Origin of the sequence: Candidatus Nitrosopumilus sp., assembly GCF_965223225.1 — an archaeon.
In the GTDB taxonomy this organism is placed as follows: domain Archaea; phylum Thermoproteota; class Nitrososphaeria; order Nitrososphaerales; family Nitrosopumilaceae; genus Nitrosopumilus.
In genome coordinates this window covers 1-16797 of record NZ_CBDCVU010000002.1, presented here as the reverse complement: position 1 = coordinate 16797, position 16797 = coordinate 1, and the positions used below count along the sequence as shown (strand labels likewise).

At 36.6% G+C, this 16797-nt stretch carries 25 protein-coding genes; 9 read left to right on the top strand and 16 right to left on the bottom strand.

Annotated elements, in window-relative coordinates; genetic code table 11:
* The 7 genes from ACOQN3_RS00200 to ACOQN3_RS00170 form a co-directional block, all read left to right on the top strand.
* A partial coding sequence (locus ACOQN3_RS00200; RefSeq protein ID WP_420544486.1) for a hypothetical protein occupies nucleotides 1-368 on the top strand: 368 nt, incomplete at its 5' end.
* Nucleotides 365-529 carry a hypothetical protein gene (locus ACOQN3_RS00195; RefSeq protein ID WP_420544485.1) on the top strand — a complete coding sequence of 55 codons (165 nt, stop codon included), beginning with the start codon at nucleotides 365-367 and terminating at the stop codon, nucleotides 527-529. The genes ACOQN3_RS00200 and ACOQN3_RS00195, both read left to right, overlap by 4 nt.
* Before the next feature lie 377 nt (nucleotides 530-906).
* Nucleotides 907-1350, top strand: a complete 444-nt coding sequence (locus ACOQN3_RS00190) for a pentapeptide repeat-containing protein (RefSeq protein WP_420544484.1) — start codon at nucleotides 907-909, stop codon at nucleotides 1348-1350.
* Entirely contained in the window at nucleotides 1301-1567 is a 267-nt protein-coding gene (locus ACOQN3_RS00185) for a pentapeptide repeat-containing protein (RefSeq protein WP_420544483.1), read from the top strand. Before ACOQN3_RS00190 ends, ACOQN3_RS00185 begins: the two co-directional genes overlap by 50 nt.
* Nucleotides 1568-1625: 58 nt before the next feature.
* Nucleotides 1626-2924, top strand: a complete 1299-nt coding sequence (locus ACOQN3_RS00180; RefSeq protein ID WP_420544482.1) for a hypothetical protein — start codon at nucleotides 1626-1628, stop codon at nucleotides 2922-2924.
* Nucleotides 2925-3169: 245 nt separating this feature from the next.
* Nucleotides 3170-3535: a DUF6659 family protein gene (locus tag ACOQN3_RS00175; protein WP_420544481.1), complete on the top strand. Its 366-nt coding sequence runs from the start codon at nucleotides 3170-3172 to the stop codon at nucleotides 3533-3535.
* Between the two features lie 136 nt (nucleotides 3536-3671).
* On the top strand, nucleotides 3672-3998 hold the full coding sequence (locus ACOQN3_RS00170) for a hypothetical protein (protein ID WP_420544480.1): 327 nt from the start codon (nucleotides 3672-3674) through the stop codon (nucleotides 3996-3998).
* Nucleotides 3999-4303: 305 nt separating this feature from the next.
* On the opposite strand, the gene ACOQN3_RS00165 is transcribed toward ACOQN3_RS00170, so the two are convergent.
* The 4 genes from ACOQN3_RS00165 to ACOQN3_RS00150 form a co-directional block, all read right to left on the bottom strand.
* Nucleotides 4304-4528, bottom strand: a complete 225-nt coding sequence (locus tag ACOQN3_RS00165) for a hypothetical protein (protein ID WP_420544479.1) — start codon at nucleotides 4526-4528, stop codon at nucleotides 4304-4306.
* Nucleotides 4529-4625: 97 nt separating this feature from the next.
* Nucleotides 4626-4805, bottom strand: a complete 180-nt coding sequence (locus ACOQN3_RS00160) for a hypothetical protein (RefSeq protein WP_420544478.1) — start codon at nucleotides 4803-4805, stop codon at nucleotides 4626-4628.
* A gap of 99 nt (nucleotides 4806-4904) precedes the next feature.
* Complete coding sequence (locus tag ACOQN3_RS00155; RefSeq protein ID WP_420544477.1) at nucleotides 4905-5069, bottom strand: hypothetical protein; 165 nt, start codon at nucleotides 5067-5069, stop codon at nucleotides 4905-4907.
* A complete protein-coding gene (locus tag ACOQN3_RS00150; protein WP_420544476.1) occupies nucleotides 5044-5460 on the bottom strand; it encodes a hypothetical protein in 417 nt (138 codons plus the stop codon). Before ACOQN3_RS00150 ends, ACOQN3_RS00155 begins: the two co-directional genes overlap by 26 nt.
* Before the next feature lie 279 nt (nucleotides 5461-5739).
* Here ACOQN3_RS00150 and ACOQN3_RS00145 point away from each other — a divergent pair, with 279 nt between their 5' ends.
* Nucleotides 5740-6012: an AbrB/MazE/SpoVT family DNA-binding domain-containing protein gene (locus tag ACOQN3_RS00145; protein ID WP_420544475.1), complete on the top strand. Its 273-nt coding sequence runs from the start codon at nucleotides 5740-5742 to the stop codon at nucleotides 6010-6012.
* Between the two features lie 6 nt (nucleotides 6013-6018).
* Here the strand turns inward: ACOQN3_RS00145 and ACOQN3_RS00140 are convergent, their stop codons facing one another.
* Nucleotides 6019-9168 carry a type IV secretory system conjugative DNA transfer family protein gene (locus ACOQN3_RS00140; RefSeq protein ID WP_420544474.1) on the bottom strand — a complete coding sequence of 1050 codons (3150 nt, stop codon included), beginning with the start codon at nucleotides 9166-9168 and terminating at the stop codon, nucleotides 6019-6021.
* 118 nt (nucleotides 9169-9286) lie between these two features.
* On the opposite strand from ACOQN3_RS00140, the gene ACOQN3_RS00135 reads away from it, so the two are divergent.
* Nucleotides 9287-10051 (top strand): tetratricopeptide repeat protein, encoded by a 765-nt coding sequence (locus ACOQN3_RS00135; protein ID WP_420544473.1) that lies wholly within the window; start codon nucleotides 9287-9289, stop codon nucleotides 10049-10051.
* An 11-nt stretch (nucleotides 10052-10062) separates the two neighbouring features.
* Here the strand turns inward: ACOQN3_RS00135 and ACOQN3_RS00130 are convergent, their stop codons facing one another.
* From ACOQN3_RS00130 to ACOQN3_RS00080, 11 genes are all read right to left on the bottom strand, one after another.
* Nucleotides 10063-10746, bottom strand: coding sequence for a prepilin peptidase (locus ACOQN3_RS00130; RefSeq protein ID WP_420544472.1), 684 nt, complete (start codon nucleotides 10744-10746; stop codon nucleotides 10063-10065).
* Between the two features lie 74 nt (nucleotides 10747-10820).
* Nucleotides 10821-11492: a hypothetical protein gene (locus ACOQN3_RS00125; protein WP_420544471.1), complete on the bottom strand. Its 672-nt coding sequence runs from the start codon at nucleotides 11490-11492 to the stop codon at nucleotides 10821-10823.
* Nucleotides 11493-11498: 6 nt separating this feature from the next.
* Nucleotides 11499-12740: a hypothetical protein gene (locus ACOQN3_RS00120; RefSeq protein ID WP_420544470.1), complete on the bottom strand. Its 1242-nt coding sequence runs from the start codon at nucleotides 12738-12740 to the stop codon at nucleotides 11499-11501.
* Complete coding sequence (locus ACOQN3_RS00115; RefSeq protein ID WP_420544469.1) at nucleotides 12737-13477, bottom strand: hypothetical protein; 741 nt, start codon at nucleotides 13475-13477, stop codon at nucleotides 12737-12739. The genes ACOQN3_RS00120 and ACOQN3_RS00115 overlap by 4 nt, the downstream gene beginning before the upstream one ends.
* A 141-nt stretch (nucleotides 13478-13618) precedes the next feature.
* A complete protein-coding gene (locus ACOQN3_RS00110) occupies nucleotides 13619-13747 on the bottom strand; it encodes a hypothetical protein (RefSeq protein ID WP_420544468.1) in 129 nt (42 codons plus the stop codon).
* Nucleotides 13748-13904: 157 nt separating this feature from the next.
* Complete coding sequence (locus tag ACOQN3_RS00105; protein ID WP_420544467.1) at nucleotides 13905-14108, bottom strand: hypothetical protein; 204 nt, start codon at nucleotides 14106-14108, stop codon at nucleotides 13905-13907.
* A 51-nt stretch (nucleotides 14109-14159) separates the two neighbouring features.
* Entirely contained in the window at nucleotides 14160-14357 is a 198-nt protein-coding gene (locus ACOQN3_RS00100; RefSeq protein WP_420544466.1) for a hypothetical protein, read from the bottom strand.
* 70 nt (nucleotides 14358-14427) lie between these two features.
* Entirely contained in the window at nucleotides 14428-14664 is a 237-nt protein-coding gene (locus tag ACOQN3_RS00095) for a hypothetical protein (RefSeq protein ID WP_420544465.1), read from the bottom strand.
* An 18-nt stretch (nucleotides 14665-14682) separates the two neighbouring features.
* Nucleotides 14683-15180: a DNA N-6-adenine-methyltransferase gene (locus ACOQN3_RS00090; protein ID WP_420544464.1), complete on the bottom strand. Its 498-nt coding sequence runs from the start codon at nucleotides 15178-15180 to the stop codon at nucleotides 14683-14685.
* Nucleotides 15181-15424: 244 nt separating this feature from the next.
* The gene (locus ACOQN3_RS00085; RefSeq protein WP_420544463.1) at nucleotides 15425-15805 is read right to left on the bottom strand and encodes a hypothetical protein; all 381 of its coding nucleotides are present in this window, start codon (nucleotides 15803-15805) and stop codon (nucleotides 15425-15427) included.
* Nucleotides 15806-15819: 14 nt separating this feature from the next.
* On the bottom strand, nucleotides 15820-16797 hold a 978-nt coding region (locus ACOQN3_RS00080; RefSeq protein WP_420544462.1), incomplete at its 5' end, for a hypothetical protein.

Genomic DNA, 16797 nt, shown 5'->3' with positions numbered 1-16797 from the left:
TTTCCGGAAACCACGTAACACGAAAAATAGGAAGCAATGATCTAAATAATGCAATCAAACAATTAGAAAAACCAGTTGATGACTTTGAACTAATTGTATATGTCAAAAAAATAAACATTGACGGTGGATCTGCAATAAGATATTCTGTATTGCAGGAATCTATGGGATTTGATAAAATTCAAAAAGATTTCTTTTTTTATAGCAGATTATACCAATCACTTTCAGAAATTATTTCATCATCAAAATATGAAGAGGAGTTAGCTCAAATTTCGATTTCTCTGCAAAGTCTGTATGAAAAAATATCATCAGAGTTAAAATCTCAAAGAGACGACAAGGTGGAATCAACAAGAGAGGATGCAAAGAATTGAAGAAACGGACTGAGACTGAGATGTTTGAAGATATATTACAAATCCTAACAGAACATGGAAATCTTCGCAGAGCATCTTTGTTAAACAAAGCAAACATCAATTATCCTAAAGGTATGAAGATGTTACGATTAATGAATGAGCTAGGGTGGATAACCATTTGACGAGAACACCAAAAAAGGACAAAAGAATTCTTCCTGCAATTACAATTACAATGTGTGGTAGAAAGGTACACAGAATATTACAGCAGTACAAATTAAAAAAAGACAACAACTAACTCTAACATTCAAAATTAAATTCTCTTTTTCTTTTTTTTTTTGAAAATAACATCAATAAGAAAAATATCATCCTAAATTAGAACAGCATGATAATGATACCATAGTTATAAAATCCATTTTTATTTTGATACATGATGTATTAAAAAATAGATTTTAACATATTTAAAAACAACATCCTTTGTTATATTTTTGAATATACGTATCACAGGATACCTATTTCAAGATGCATTTTCATTAAGTAAAATTTTGCCTTACTTTTTTTCATGACGTTAATTAATAACTCATGCATCAAAACTATTTTTGATGTAAGAAGAAAAAACAAACAGAACAGAAACATTCCAACAGTCAGATTTTTTACAAAAGAATTGTTGATGTTTCTAGTAGCATCATCATCTGTTATGATGATGACCGCTACAGTCTTGTTAGTTGCAGGTGCTATGCTAACTGCAGCTGAACTACCTTATGCATTTGCGGATCATTCTGATTCATCTCAAGATGATGGTCACTGCGATCTAATAATTAATCCGCCTACAAATAATGCAAACTACACTAGTTGCAATTTTGTGGGGGTAAACTTTGGTGACATTATAATTGAAAACGCAATATTTGACAATGCTAATCTCGAAAATGCAATATTTGGTGGGGGGTCCTCATTGAATGGGAGCTTCCTTTGTTGGAGCAAATATGAAAGGAATAACTCTCTTTGACATATTCCTTTTCGGAGTAAATTTTACCGATGCAGATTTGACAAATGCAAACATGAGGGCAACTGATCTAAAGAGTCCAGGCAATCCTTCAAATTTCACTCGGGCTATTCTAGATGGAACAGATTTTAGTCGTGCAGAAATTTCAAATGTTATCTGGACTGATTGTACCGGAACTCCCATAGGAATATCCAATGTAGACGGATCACCCAATATGTAAAGATGAGCCTGAACCACCAAAACCTTCACTTCAGGACCAAATCAATGATCTGAAAGATATGATAGACCAACTACTCTTGTCTATTGCAAGTGATTTTGCTAATGTCTTCGATGAGATAGCCTCATTGAAAACAGAATTAGCAGATCTACAACAACAAATAGATACAATAGAGTTGATTCCAGGTCCTCAAGGATTGCCAGGAATTAACGGAACAAATGGAGTGGATGGAAAAGACGGGATTAATGGAAAAGACGGAGAGAAAGGAGAACCTGGAGAGAAAGGTGAAAGAGGAGAACCTGGAGAGAAAGGTGAAAGAGGAGAACCTGGAGAGAAAGGTGAAAGAGGCCTTCAAGGAGTACCAGGAGTTGATGGCAAAGATGGTGTTGATGGAAAAGATGCAGACATATCTGATCTATCTTCTATTCTCAAGACATACTCAGTCCAGGGTGATCATAGCAAGATATCCACTGCCAGCTGTAATGATGGAGACATAGTTTTATCAGGTGGATGGACTAATCTTGGAAGAGGTGCCGGAGGTCCTCTATTTGCAACAAATAGTCAACCCACAGAAAATAATGATGGCTGGACAGTTACATTTGATTGGAAACTTAAACCAGCAAATACCAAAGGTACTGCAATTGCATATTGTCTAGATTTAGGCGAAACACATGTACCACCAGAAGTTCCACCAATTGAACCTGATGTACCAAGATGTTCTGGGGGTCCAAATCTTGACACTCGTTATGGTTCTCCATTTCCTATTTGTGATCCGCCAATCCATGATGTACCCCCAGTAGATCCACCAGTAATGCCACCCGTGGATGACGATCATGATGGAAAAGCAGGGGGATTGGATCCAATAGTATTTGGAACTTGGGCTTACATTGAACCAGGCAATGGTGACAGATGTAGAAATTCTCCGAATCCTTTTGACTACGATAATGATGGATTCAGAGAACACATGTGCTATTGGTATTCCCCTGAATCCAGAATCCTTCTAGCAGATTTCAATTCCAACCAACAGCTTGACAATGGCTACGAATTATTAAACATCAAAGGATTCGAAAATGCAATAGAGATATTGAGATTGTATCCGGAAATATGTCTTGTTTCAGATTGTTACATCTGGAAAGATATCAACAGTAACATCTTGGTTGAGGATGGTGAATTAGAATCATTCAGACAAATGTTCAACCTTTCAGGAATAATTTCATATCCTGAAGGCAAGATGAGTGATGATGTGTATTTGCCAGAGGGACGTGAAAGGGGATTTTACATCTATGGAGAAGCTTACGATGAAACACTTGATGAAAACATCTACGCCACAAAACCAACATACTGGATGAAAGGAATATAATTCCAACATCCTTTTTTCTTTTTTTATTTTAATTTGATCCTCTTCAGGAGGATCCTAGACTGTCTGTCAAGACTTTGAGGGCTAACTATTTGTCTTATCAGATGGATTTTGAACCTTCGGTTCTATGAGATTCACTTCAAGTGAATCAAGACCCTACGTCAGTAGTGAGGACTTTGAAGAATTCTCTCAAGAATTTTTTCATGAATTAAAAGATCTTATTTTAACAACCATCTCTGAATTATCCTATGAACTTTGAGAAATTCTATGAGGATGTGATGAACATAGACGAATCAATCCAGTATGCGATAATCCTGAGCAAAAACGGCGAAATCATCCATGGCGGATACAGGAAAGGTATGACTCCTGTTCTCACAGAGGACGAGCTGAAGATGGTCCACTTTTATGCCGTACAGAGATGGGACACGAGAAAAAACATAGAACACAGGATTGGAAAGACGAGATATTCCATGGGAGAATATGAGGTAATGAAGAGGATTTCATTTCCCATAAATGACAAATATTTGATGATGATCCACACTGAGACTCAAAATGACCATCAAAAGATAATATCAAAAATATTGGATTTAATCAAGAATATTTCAGATGATTGACACGTGATGATTGTCTATCAAGACCGAGGATTGGCGGATTTTCCCAAGAATTAAAAATTGGATAAATCATATCTATCGGGATTCACATGGAATTTCATTGGTGAAGAGAGTCTTTATCGTATTTAGGAAGAAATTTGTGAGAAAAGATAGCCGATATGAAAATCAATTAATCACGGTCTTTTCTGACTATGATGCTGCCTCTGGATTCAGTAAGACGTTATCAAGAGATGCTGACGATGACGAGGAATTTCTTGTTGCCGGTCTTACCATGGACAAATATGCTCTAGTTGACATCCCAACAAAAAATATCACCTGTAATTCATTGGATCTTAGAAAACACATTCCCTTTGATCTAAATCAGATGGAATGTTCTGTGTCCTGTACACTTTGTAAATCAAACTCATTGTACTATTGTAGGGAACACCACAGAGTTTACTGCTCAAAACACATTGCAAATCACTGAATGGCAGATACAGACAAGAATTCAACTTTCAAGTGGTTCAAAAAATTACTAGACATCCTTGTCCAGATCCCAAAAATCTTCCGGGCTGGTTGATTTTTTGTTGTTGTTACTGTTGGAGTTTAGTTCTTCATAACATGAAAGATGAATCCACTGTCCCTCCTGGTTTCTTATCATGTCTACACCAACCCGAATCACTTCATCACACTCTGGACAGTGTCTGAGGGATGACGATTTAACGGTTATGGCCAAGTGTTGTTAGTGTACGTCAAACTCTCTAAAATTAGTTTCTAATGATGTCCGATTAACTATTTTCTGAAAGGCCTGATTGCCTTGTATGTTCCATCCTTTAGCTGTATGAATAACGGTTGGTTGCCAAACGGGTTTCCTCTTCTATGTGATGCGAAAATCTTTCTGAACGAATCATTGTTCTTTGGTTTACAAACTTTTGATGCCTCATATGGATAGAACGGTTCCTTTAGTTTCTTTGACTTTATTGCCTTGATTACTATAGGATATGCTTTTGGTGCCATGATATGATGTTCTTTGGACATGGAAGTTAATATGGATTGGGCAGGATTCGTTCCAAGGAAAACAGTATCCCTTCAGACTATAATGATTAATTCTTGATTATGGTGAAGGCTCATGTTTCTGTGATGTAACGTATGTGTTGTTCTCATAAAGAAATCCCGAATCCCATGGATGGTTTGTCTCAGAGTTAAAAGTAGTCTCAGATATGCCAAAAACAATTCCACTGATTACAACTATGATTACTGTAAAAATTATTCCAATCATAAAGGAAGTTTTCATCTTATGAATTGTCTTATTACAATGTTCATAAAGAATTCTTTTGAAAATAATCTTAGATGTAATGTTGATTTGCTACAAGTGACAAATATACCAACACTGTTATGGGTATGCTGGAATACACCTGTCTCCAACCAGCTCATATCCCGTACCACATTTTGAATAAACTTCAGGATCAGTTACCACTTTTTCTGAGTTGTGGTCTACAAAGGAAGGATTGTGATTGACATCAAAATTAGATTCAAGGAATATGGTGATTGAACTCATGAAATTCTCCAGTCTCCCATTCTGAGGATGTTTCCCTACAATCCAACTCATCAAACACCTTGCTGTTAAACTGGTGCAGCTTGATGAAATTCTCTGTTGCTTCTATTTGCTTCTCAGAATATGGTTCTGTATCCTTTCCATAGTTGTAGCGTGAATAGTCTTCTGCCGATAGGATATTGCCATACAAAAGTAATTTCTGACATATGTGGAGTTCGTTAATCTGTGCTTCAAGTCCAGGTTCATCACTTATCTTGTCTAGGATATGTCGGTCCACTTGCTGTATGTGCCTGTCTGCCTCTAGATCAAACATGACGTTTGACATAAAAACAGTTCCCAGAATTATTGTAATGACAGATATGATTCCGACCATCAGGATGAACTTTCTTTTCAATGAAATGGATTTTCTGTTATTAGTTAATAATTTGTGTAGGGGAAAACAGATTTCTATCAACAAAATCAAGAAAATAAAACGTGAAACTATATCTAAATAGTATATTGCGAACTTGAGGGATTTTTGTCCATTTTGAGGAATTTCGTCAATTTCGTGCGTGATTAGCCCGTAATTTAGTACTGTATGTACAGTATGTAAAGTACGTACAGTATTTTGCCAGTACTGTATGTACAGTACGTACAGTACTTTTGGTTAAATTAGATATTCTCATATTATTTCATGAAAAAGACTGAGACAATTGCAATCATCAGACCATGGCTGGGAGGAAACAATCAATACTCCTTGTATGTCACCATCCCCTCAAAGATTGTGAAGATACTAAACATCACAGAAGACACAATGTTGGAAATTCGACTGCTTGAAGATCAAACCATAACAATCTCAGAGTATCTTCAAGACAACAAAAAACTACAAAAAACTCAAGAACCAATACAGAAACAACACCCCAAGATAGATGAAACTCCGAATCCATTGGATGGACATGAGTTCTAGGTACGGCTAAACCACGAACACCAAAACATCTTTTCTTTTTTCTTTTTCTATTTGTGATTCTTGAATTTCTTTTAGTCTGTTTGTGGTTGCCCATCCGTGATAAGCTGCAAATCCCATGACGGGCCATTTTACCATGTTCTTTCTTGCAGCTTCAGGATGTGATGATACCTCTGAAGCTGATTCTATCTCAACTGAGATTGCCTTGTCAGTCTCATACGAATATGCTATAAGATCAGTTCTGTCCTCATCTTTTTTTACTGACTGGTCTGCTATGGTTAGAAAATATCCTTTGGATAGGTAACTGTTCACTGCCTTTTCTGTAAGGTATGGAATGTCATCAGCTGTTCCAATCTTGGTGCTATCAAATGTGAAATACTGTTCTATGCAATGTTTTGATAGGACATATTTTGCATTTCTGTTATCCTCATCTAGTATTTCTAGTAGTTTCTGATCTACCATCTCATGCAAAATATCTGAGACATCATCTCGTTGGTCTGCCTTTAGTTTCTCTGTGATTTGTCCTAGCTGGAGTGACTCTCCTTTGTTTTGATGAAGCATCAGCATTATTTGCCATTGAGTCTTTTCTGGTAATGGTACAGTGATGTATCTCATCCATTTCATTGATTCAGTCTGGGCTTCTGAGATAAGGGATGTTGTGGATTGATTGATTCGGTGATATTTTGCCTTTTGAGAGGAGATAAACTGCTGTATTTTCTCATCAGAGTTGGGCATCTCAGGGGGTAATGGAAGCCAAAACTGGATAGGTGTGGGTTGTTCCTGACCTGATGCTGCCCTCATCTTGTATGTCCAGTGAAAGTCTTCTTGGGAGGCCATCTGCTGTGTTAGTTCCTTGGAGAACTTGGGATCCCAAATATTTCCTAACCTTGATGCATCCTTGCCTGAGATTCTACCAGCTAGTTGGGTTCCAGAGTTTCCAACTATTTCTTCTAGTAATTTGTCATCAATTTGTGCCATTGTCTGGTGAGCTAACAACATTCCCAAACGGTATGATCTGGCTTGAGATAAAATTAGTGGCAGTATCTGCAAATCCTTTACAATTTGAAATTCATCCAAAGCTAGAATCACCTGGTTTCTGTTCTCTTCTTTTAGCTTTGATGCTCTCTCTAAAATGGTAAACCAAAGTTTTATGACAAAAGCTTGAATTGCCAATGGTTGTATGTGGTGTGCAAGATTTAGTGTTGATATTCTAACTATTGTGTAATGACCTGGCTTGATTAGTTCCTCAAAGAATACTGTACCACGTCTCTGACAAAATACCTTTTTTAGAATAGGGTCTGTTGCAAACTGTTCGACCCTGTTTAGTAACGGTACAAAAGAGTCTGGCTTTAACGACGCAATGGATGATAATGCTTGCTTTAGCTCGTCCCCTGGCATTCCCAATACTTTAAACATTATCTGCAGATATTTTTCTCCCTCGTCTTGAAGCTGGATTATAATTTCATACATGTCAATGAAAGTTGGTGCATCGTTTTTGTAATACATGTAAAATAGTAACACACGAAAGATTCTCTCCATCTGGACAAAGGTCTGCTGCTGTCCATACCATTCCTTTACCATTTCCAAAAAGTAACCGACGTATCTTGATACTGTCTCATCTCTGTTGCCTTCAGAATATTTTGGTAATTCTAATGGATTAATTGAGAAACCAGTATCAAGTGGTTCCAGATAATGAATCATGTCATTACTAATTGAATCCTCTGAGCATTGCTGAATAAATTTCTCAGAATCCTCACCCTTTGGATCCAAGTAAATGAATGCATTTGGAAATGTTCCATTTAGGTTTGCCTCTTCTAGATGCTTTGCAATTACTCTGATTAGAGATGTCTTGCCAGAACCGGTTCCGCCAACGCAGTAGATGTGACGTGAAAAGTCAATTGGTGAAATGATGGCTGACTGCTCTTCAACTAGATTGTGCTGTGTGCCATATGTGATTGTGCGTGATTCCTCAAAATATCCGATGTTGAATCCGTTTTTGTTTACCAATTTTGAGGGTAATGAGACGTTTCTAGTTGTCTGGATGTGCCTAGTTGTGGTCGGGTTTGGCAAGTGAACAAACAAGGATAATTCACTAGGATTCAAAATAAGATAGGGCATTGGCTTTCTTGTCTTGTATTCAGCTGTAAGTAGTGTCTTTTCAAAATAGTCCTTGATAGAATTAGTCATGTAGTCTTTGGGATTTGGAATCAACCTCAAATCAAACATGGATAGCCTGGGATAATCTTTTTTGATTCTATGATTGATTGTAAGTGGGGCTCCTACCTTTTTGTATTTGGCATGGTAAAATGATTTGTAACTGTAAGAGTATTGTGTTAGATGATCATGTTTTGATTTTATCTGATCAAAAGAAAGTGACGGTTTTATGTTATTGTCATTATCTTCATCATCTTCTTTTTTCTTTGTTCCAATCAAACCTCTAACACTCATGACTATCTGAATGTCCTGAGTCTTTTTTGTGGAATCATGGAGTAATTCTTTGTAGTTGTTGTAAAAGTCAAGACCATTCTCAGGATTCTCATATGACTTTGTGTTTGTAAGATCATCAACCCATGTCCTGTATTTTTTGCTGGTGACATGCTTTATTCTTGTGTCTAGTCTTCTCTGATGATTTCTAAGATATGAGATGAAATTGTATGGTGCAAAGACAAATTGAATCCATGCGTTTTCATATGCCTGAATAGAGTTTGAAAGGTTTGTAATCATCTGATTTTGTTGTGATGTAGTATCCAAAACAGTAGAGTAGTGTCCATGCTGCAATGACACATCAAATATTTCATAGGATGATTCTGATGGAGAAAACCATTCAGGAATTGTCTCTTGTTGCGACACAAAAGAAACATTTGGGTACACATTTTGAAATGATATCTTGTAGTTTGCCAAATCCAATTTGTTTTGGGCAGATAGAACATACTTTAGCTGCTTTACATTTCCATCCCACCAAATCTCAAAGGAGCGAATCGTCTCAGGGTTTGGTGAAATTAGCTCAGGAATTGTCTGGATTGCTGATTTTACATCCATAGATATTGGTACCTTTAGCGAGCAACAGGTGATGTGAGGATTTGATTGCCCTAGAAAGTCTCTTGTTTTATCTAATAGACCTGACTGTTTTTCTTGTGATAGTGACCAGAATTTACCCAAATGAAATCAAAATTATATAATGACTTTTGATAAAAAGAAAATTTATTTTTAATCAATTTTTCATTTTACGATAATATGGTCGATAAAAATAGTTAATAGAGAAATTTTTTCATGAGGGATGTTGTCGAACCTGATACTCCTCATAAAAGAAAATAAAACGGTAACAGGATTTGGAGTTTTTGCCTTAATTATCGGTATATTGTTTAGTATCTTTGGAGGAGGAATCTTTGACGGTATAACTGGAGTTACTGATCAAAACAAAGTAGATTCTGAGAATATTGAAGACGTCAAAAAAGATCTGAGGAAAATACTCAAGCAACTCGGAATTGAAGAAGAACTAAATCCAAATAATTCTGTGGACATATTAAAAGAAGAGCAGGAAGAGATAGAAAATTTATTTAAAAATAAGATCCCAGTTGATTCAGAATTTCTTTTATTACAAGGAAATTATTTTTATCACTTGAAAGATTACAATAGATCTATTCAAAACTATGATAAAATTTTAGATCATGATAAGAACAGTTTTGTGGTATTAAACAATAAAGGTTTAGCACTGGACTCGCTTGGACTTTATGAGGAAGCTATTGTTTGGTATGACAAAGCACTTGAGATAGAACCTAATTATGTTAACACGTTAAACAATAAAGGTTTGGCATTGTATAATCTTGGACTTTATGAGGAAGCTATTGTTTGGTATGACAAAGCACTTGAGATAGAACCTAATCACGTTGTTACGATAGGTAATAAAGGATTAACATTGAGCTTTCTCGGTCTTTATGAAGAGGCTATTGTTTGGTATGACAAAGCACTTGAGATAGAACCTAATCACGTTGTTATATTGGATAACAAAAATATTATTTTGCAAATATTAAAAAATTCATAAGACTCTAAATGCTATCTGTGCAACATAGATAATAATTCAGGTAATAGCAACAAAACCAACCCAATCATCATAAACAAAACAAATGGTGCCGCATTTTGCACAAATCCTTCTCCTTTCATTTGAGGAGAAATCTCTTTGTTTCTAGAAATCAACACAAATGATCTGTTCCTTGGAATTGCAGGATATTGGTTCTCAGATAATATGACAAATCTCTCGTATCCTCTTCTCCTGTGAATGAAAAAGATAGCTAGAATTTTTCTGTATAATGATTCTCCTACAAATTCGCTGAACAATGATTTTCTTTTCGTAGACATCAAATCCATTACATTGAGGGTAAAATTGTATAGAACAGTCGCAAATACAACCATAATCAATGCCAGTATTGTGCCTAAGATTGGAATCATGACAAATTCATAGTGTATAGGTAAGATTACTGCAATTGATATGATGCCAAACATGTCACCCATTCCGACAAATCTGAGTCTATACAGTAAAAATGCAAATACACACGAGGTAAAAAATGAAATTACATGATATGCAGAATACGACTCATAGTCAATCACATGTAAAATACAGCCTACCCCAGAAAAAACAATCCATAAAATGTCTGGAATCTTTCTTGTCTTGTAATCATAGACTGATGCAATCCCAAACAACATCAGCAAAATAACAATTCTAATCTGAAATAATTCCATCTTGATTATTCATTACAAATATGATAAAACCAAAAGGAAAAAGGATCCAATCTCAATGCCACTTTTCTGGCATTCTAATTGGATCCTTTTGAGAAAAGATTTCCAATCTTAGGATCAAATCTATTGTTTTCAATTATATGATTAATGCATTTTTCATACGTATCATTACACCACCCATACAAAGAGTCAAGATCTTTATCGTATCTTTCAAAAAAAGATATCATGGGTTTTGTCATTTTGATAAAATCACCATTCACAACATACACAAGATGTCTTTCTTTCAATAATTGTAGTGATCTTGAAATGTTTCTTCTTTTGTAAATTGCAGTGGACGAAGAGATGTCATGATCATAATCTTTCTCATAGAATCGCCTAAATGCAGATAACTGGTAGAATAATTCAGGATTGGTCTTTACTCTATGATATGTCTCTGCTAGCAGACACAGCGAGAGAAAAGATATTCCATCTAATCTCTGACAGATAACAAACCATCTGCCTTTTTGGGTAATGCAATATCTTCCTCTGTTTTTTGATTTGAGATATCCTGAATATTTTAGTACCAGGGTAATCTTTTTTGTGTAAAGAGATGGTTTTTTGATTGTCTCAACCATCTCAAAAAGAGAAAATTCTGAAACGTCATATGACGTCTCAAGAATTCTTGCTGCAACAGAGTCTTTCTTTATGTTGTTCCGATACAGCATCAGACCTTTGACGTGATGGTTATCATCACTATCCTCATGGTACAATGCTAATCATTCATTCCAAAATATTGTGTATCGTTGAGTCTGGTCTTTCTGGGATTCAGCAAATGATTTGAGATTATCTGTTCCAGAGATATTTTTGTGGCGTATTGCAGATATGCTACTATTTCTACCATCTCCATCACCATTTCCCATTCCAAGAAACTTTGTCACATCCAACGGAATGGAATAGAGTCTCTTTGATGGCATCTGCTCAGTCTTTATGATTCCCCTGGTGGATTTGGAATCCACTTTGGTCACTGCACCGTTTTTCTTGTCTACCAAATAGTTTGGCTGTCCTCGCTCATCTGGAATGACTAGCATGTTTGGAATCGTGTCAATAATCTGTTTTGTCTTTTTTGATACTGGTTTGGTTTTTTGATTGTCTCTTTTTTCTTTTTGATTCTCCTTTGTTGCATTGTTACTTTTTGATGTTGTAGTTGTTGTTGATTTTTCTTCTTCAATCTTTTTCCCAATATCTTCTATTTCAACAAATTCTGCAACAGTTGATTCTTCTCTTTTGTTTTCTGCATGAGTTGCATCTTGTCTTACCAATTGCAGAATAGAGTCAATCTGTTCTGGAGTCATCCAAAAGAATTTTGCATCATTTATTGTCTGCAAATCAGATTCAATGATTTGAATCAGTTTGAGTTGTTGTTTCTCATCTGAGACTCTGGAAATCTTTTCAAGCATGTAAATTGGAATGCTTGCCTGAATTGCAGTCAGTCCTTTTCTCTTTGAGAGTTCTGTTACCATTTCTTCAAGTTTTGAGATTGCAGCTTCGGAAATGTTGTTGGTAGTTGTTAGCAGTCGTGTGTATTGGTTTTTTTCTATTCCAAGAATTTTTAGGACAGATAACTTGTCTGTCTTTAGTCTTTCTTGCAGCGAATCAACTGAGCTGTAAATTAATGGTGTGTTGATTACATCATTTGACATTACATCTCTGAAATGCTGTACCATTACATCTGATAATTTTTCATATTCCTCAATGATGCATCTTACATTCTTTTTTGATTGTGTGCAGCCAAGAATCACGTCATAGTGGTTTATTGCATACACTTTACCGTTAACTCTTCCAAGTCTTACTACAGGAAGGTCTTCTGTTTTCATTGATGCGTACCTTTGAATGCTTGACTCCATGACAATGCCAACATTTTCTGGAAGCAAACTAATGGATCTGGCATCAATTGTAAACAATTGACTCATTGTAGCATCAGTAGACTGTTCAGTGGACAAGGATGCAGTGTTACTCAATTTGTGTAGCACCTCAATATTGCCATGCCTGTGGCCTTTTTTGTCAGCGTCTTATAGTCTGTATTTGGAAATGATTCCATCAGAACATCCAGATATTTCTCTGAATTTTTCCTTAAAGTAGACACATCAGAGATATTGTACTCTTTTTGTGCCTGCTGGACAAACAGATTCAGGTAGAATCGTCTCTTTGTCTCCTGAGAGTCAAATGCAGGAATGCAATCACCTTTGAAGATGATTCCTTTCTGGTCTGATGCTTTCTTTACGCCAAGGCTGCTGCAGACAATCTCCTGTACTGATTTCTCCTCATATGGGATTGCCCTGTTTTGAAGAGTTTGGTATATGGCATGACACATCTTTTTTGCCTTTGTCAGACTGGATTTGTCATGAGTAAATGCTACCCAACAGTCTTCTGAAATAGTGCTGTTCAGTGACAGTTTCCTGCACACATCAGAGAACGCCAAAAGATTCTGATCTGATTCATGTGTATGAAATTTTGATGACGTGATTTTTTGCTCATCATGTGGGTCTCCACCAACTTGCTTTCTTTGGTGAAGGTTGAGATTTGTCTTGCATAGCATTTCATACGGTATTGTGTTTTCTATGTCTTGGAATGATGTTTCTTCATTTTCCAGAACCACACCGCATATTTTGCAGACAGTCTCGTCTTCAAAGGGGAGAAAAACAATTTCTGGTTTTGCGCAATAACATGATTGCATAGAAATTAAATTTTGTCTCATGTCGGAGCTCTTTGTAATTGAGTTATAAGGTTATGAGGGAAAGCAATTAATTTATGAAGATTTTAATGTCTTGAAAATATCAATCAAAGATAATTTATTGAAAATTGTTTGTCACATTTGCAATTATGACCTGTTATTTTTTTACAGTTCAATCCCGTGAATCTCTTTCATGTGTAGAACAAGAGCAGAATGTTTTTTTGCAACAAAGTCACATTCCTTGCAACTGTATAATTTCTGTTGTCGTTCAGAGCCTGGCTTTCTCGCCATCATGATTCTCTCCAGTTGATGTCACATGCTGTGCATTTACCAATGTAGCCCCCATACTTTTTGCAGAACTTTATGATGGTACCATCACCGCAGTTATCGCATGGTCCCAGTCATTCTTCTGGAATCAGCATGAATCCTTTCTTGTATTTTGTCTTTTCAGTCATGATGATTTTTCACTTTTCTTTGTATTTTTAAAATGCGGTCTTGTTCTCAGCTTTACTCCACAGCAAGGACAATAGATTCCATCCCAATCAATAAACATGTTGCATTTTTGACATCGCTTTTCCCCGTTTGCATATCTGAAGCTGATGCCTTTTCGTTTTGATTTGTATTTGGCACATATACCGTTACATCCTGTTGTCATGACGGTTACCTTTCTCTGACAGAAAACAGTACAAAATAAAAAAGAGAAAAACTATTCTCCCTTGGCCTTGTCAACGCCTTTCTTGGCAGCATCTTTTGTGCCTTCATAGGCTTTGGAACCTGCCTCAGCACCTTTCTCGACTCCCTTTTTGCCTAGATCTACTCCCTTGTCTACGCCTTTTTTTCCTAGTTCTGCTCCTTTTTCGACACTCTTTTCGGCAGTGTCTTTGATTTTCTTTAGAAATCCCATGAAATGATATACAGTCAGAAGATTGTAAAGATTTCTACAAGACATGCAGATTTGTATATGATTTTTCTTTTTACAGCAAAATATCTTGTTCTTTTTGGATTATTTTCTTAGATTGGAGGAATTTCTCCTTGTAAATCCTGTTTCTTGGCATGGTCCTCAGTCTGTGTCCACAACATGGACACCAAAGTCCCTCCCAATTTATGAACAGTTCACAAGATTGACACCTCTTCTGTCCGTTTGCATATCTAGAGCCCCCTTGTGTTTTTGTTGCCTTGTATCTGTCACATACACCTTTGCACTTTGACACTTTTTGTCTGCGCTTTTGTCATTCTTTTATGTGTTGCAACTCATTATTTTCTTGTTTGTCTCTTTTTTCAAATACAATCCACACAGAATCATACGGTGCGCAATGTTTTGTGGAATGACCCTTCTCATCTAAGAATTTGATTCGTCCCTTTTGAAAATAAACATGATCTGCAGTTCCCTGAACATACTTGTGCCACCATCTGGTTCCGGTCTTGGAATATGTCAAGATGATGCAAGATAAATTGTTCTTGACATGTTGAGAGTATGCGAATTCCATAAACTCTGAGACTTTTGAATATGGAGGATTCATGAAAAAGTCTTTTGTTATGGAATAGTTGAAACAATTCTGTTCTTTTGTTATGTAATTTGACACAACATGATTCGTATGACTTGCACAGATGTCAACTTGTGGATAAACGTCATATTTCTCACATATTTTTTGGAATAATTCCTTTGGTGTGCCATATTCATCTTGGACGTTAATTGAACCAAGATGTTGAACTGATCTTGATTTCATTTTACCTTCTTGTCCCGTCTATGATAACGAAGTCTTTTGCTACAACATATACAACATAACCTGTCACAAGAAAACCATGTCCTGCAGTAGCTGCAAAACCTTAATCCCTGTTCATACTTTTTCTGCCCCCACTTTGTTGTAACGGAATGTCTTGTACAGATACCACGGCAGTGTCCACCTGCACGTAACCCCCTGAATGATTTCTTTTGATTACAATTTTGTGTAGTTTCTGAAAAGATTTCACTCATTGAGTCAAACCTCTCATCTGTAGGATTCTGTGACCGTGTTTTGTGATTATTCCACTACAATGAATGCAATAGAACAGGTCAATTGCATGAACTCCCAGTTTTTGATACTTTAGCTTGTAGCATACCTCATTGCATTCCTTGCACAGAACATGTGTTCGATGATCAGGCTTTTTGTAGGCACATTTTCCGCATTTCCCGTAAAATCGCCAACATAGTGCAGTTGTGTTGTTGCTGGTACTGCCACAATCAGGACATTTCATCACATTATAGTAATCAGGATTTGATCTCTTTGCACAGTTTGCACATTGATTCCACAATTCCCATGACTTGCCATATCTCTGGCTTGTGATTCCACAACTGATGCAAGTTCGTATCACATTATCATCTCCATTTACTTTACCTTCTGATATCTCCCAGGTTTTGGCTCAAAGTATTGTGAGGTTCGATTCAGATTGGGATTGAATCTCTTCCAGTAAGAATGTGCAGACTCTTTTGTCTTCCAGTGATCTTCATGAGTTAGCATCTCTTCTATCAAATCTGATTCAGTAAAGGAACAATCAGCAGAATTTTTCTCCAGCTTTCTTACTATACTTACAAATGCATCATCCTTGTTTGCTGCCTTGTCATAAAGATTCATTCCAACCAATTTACCTTCAGTGTTCATCCCAAGTGACATCAGGCATTCCTTCATGAACTTTATTGCCAATCTGACACAGACTGAATCTACAAAATCTCTTTGCAGAAACTTTGCGATTGCAGTTGAAATTCTGATTAGCTCTATCTCCTGTCTTGTCTCAAATGGCAGATCAGAATCTGAATCCTGTTCCACTCCCTCAAAGAACTCTGCAAATGATATAATCTCTTTTTCTGCTTCTGCAGACAGTTTTGGTTCCAGCTTTCTGCAATGTGAAATCAATCCTGCAAGCTTTCTTTCAGAAAATATTGGCTTTACTGTATCTCTTTGCTGTATCGTGTCAATGATGTGTTGTAACCGTTTGGCAGTATGATGAGTCTTGAACACCCTGACAATCAAGAATCGTGACAGTAACTCAGATTCAATTGGTTTTAGATTATCCATTAGGGTTTGCGCGTTATTCCATCTTCCGTTTTGCGGATTCCCGCATGCAACTATGGTGCAGTTGATTGGGGTTTGTATGTTGAATGGATTCTTGTTGTAGGTGGCAATCTGCTGCTCCATTGTGGTGTTGAGTTCCTGCCGGGTTGTGCCCATCTTGTCTAGCTCATCTAATGCCAATAGTTCGTGCTTTACCACCAGTCCTGCCTTGAGGATCTTCCTTTTGCCCCAGTCCTCCTGGGAGTACATCAACCCTCTTGCGCTTGCATTTGGGGCATCAGCGTAAATCGCAAG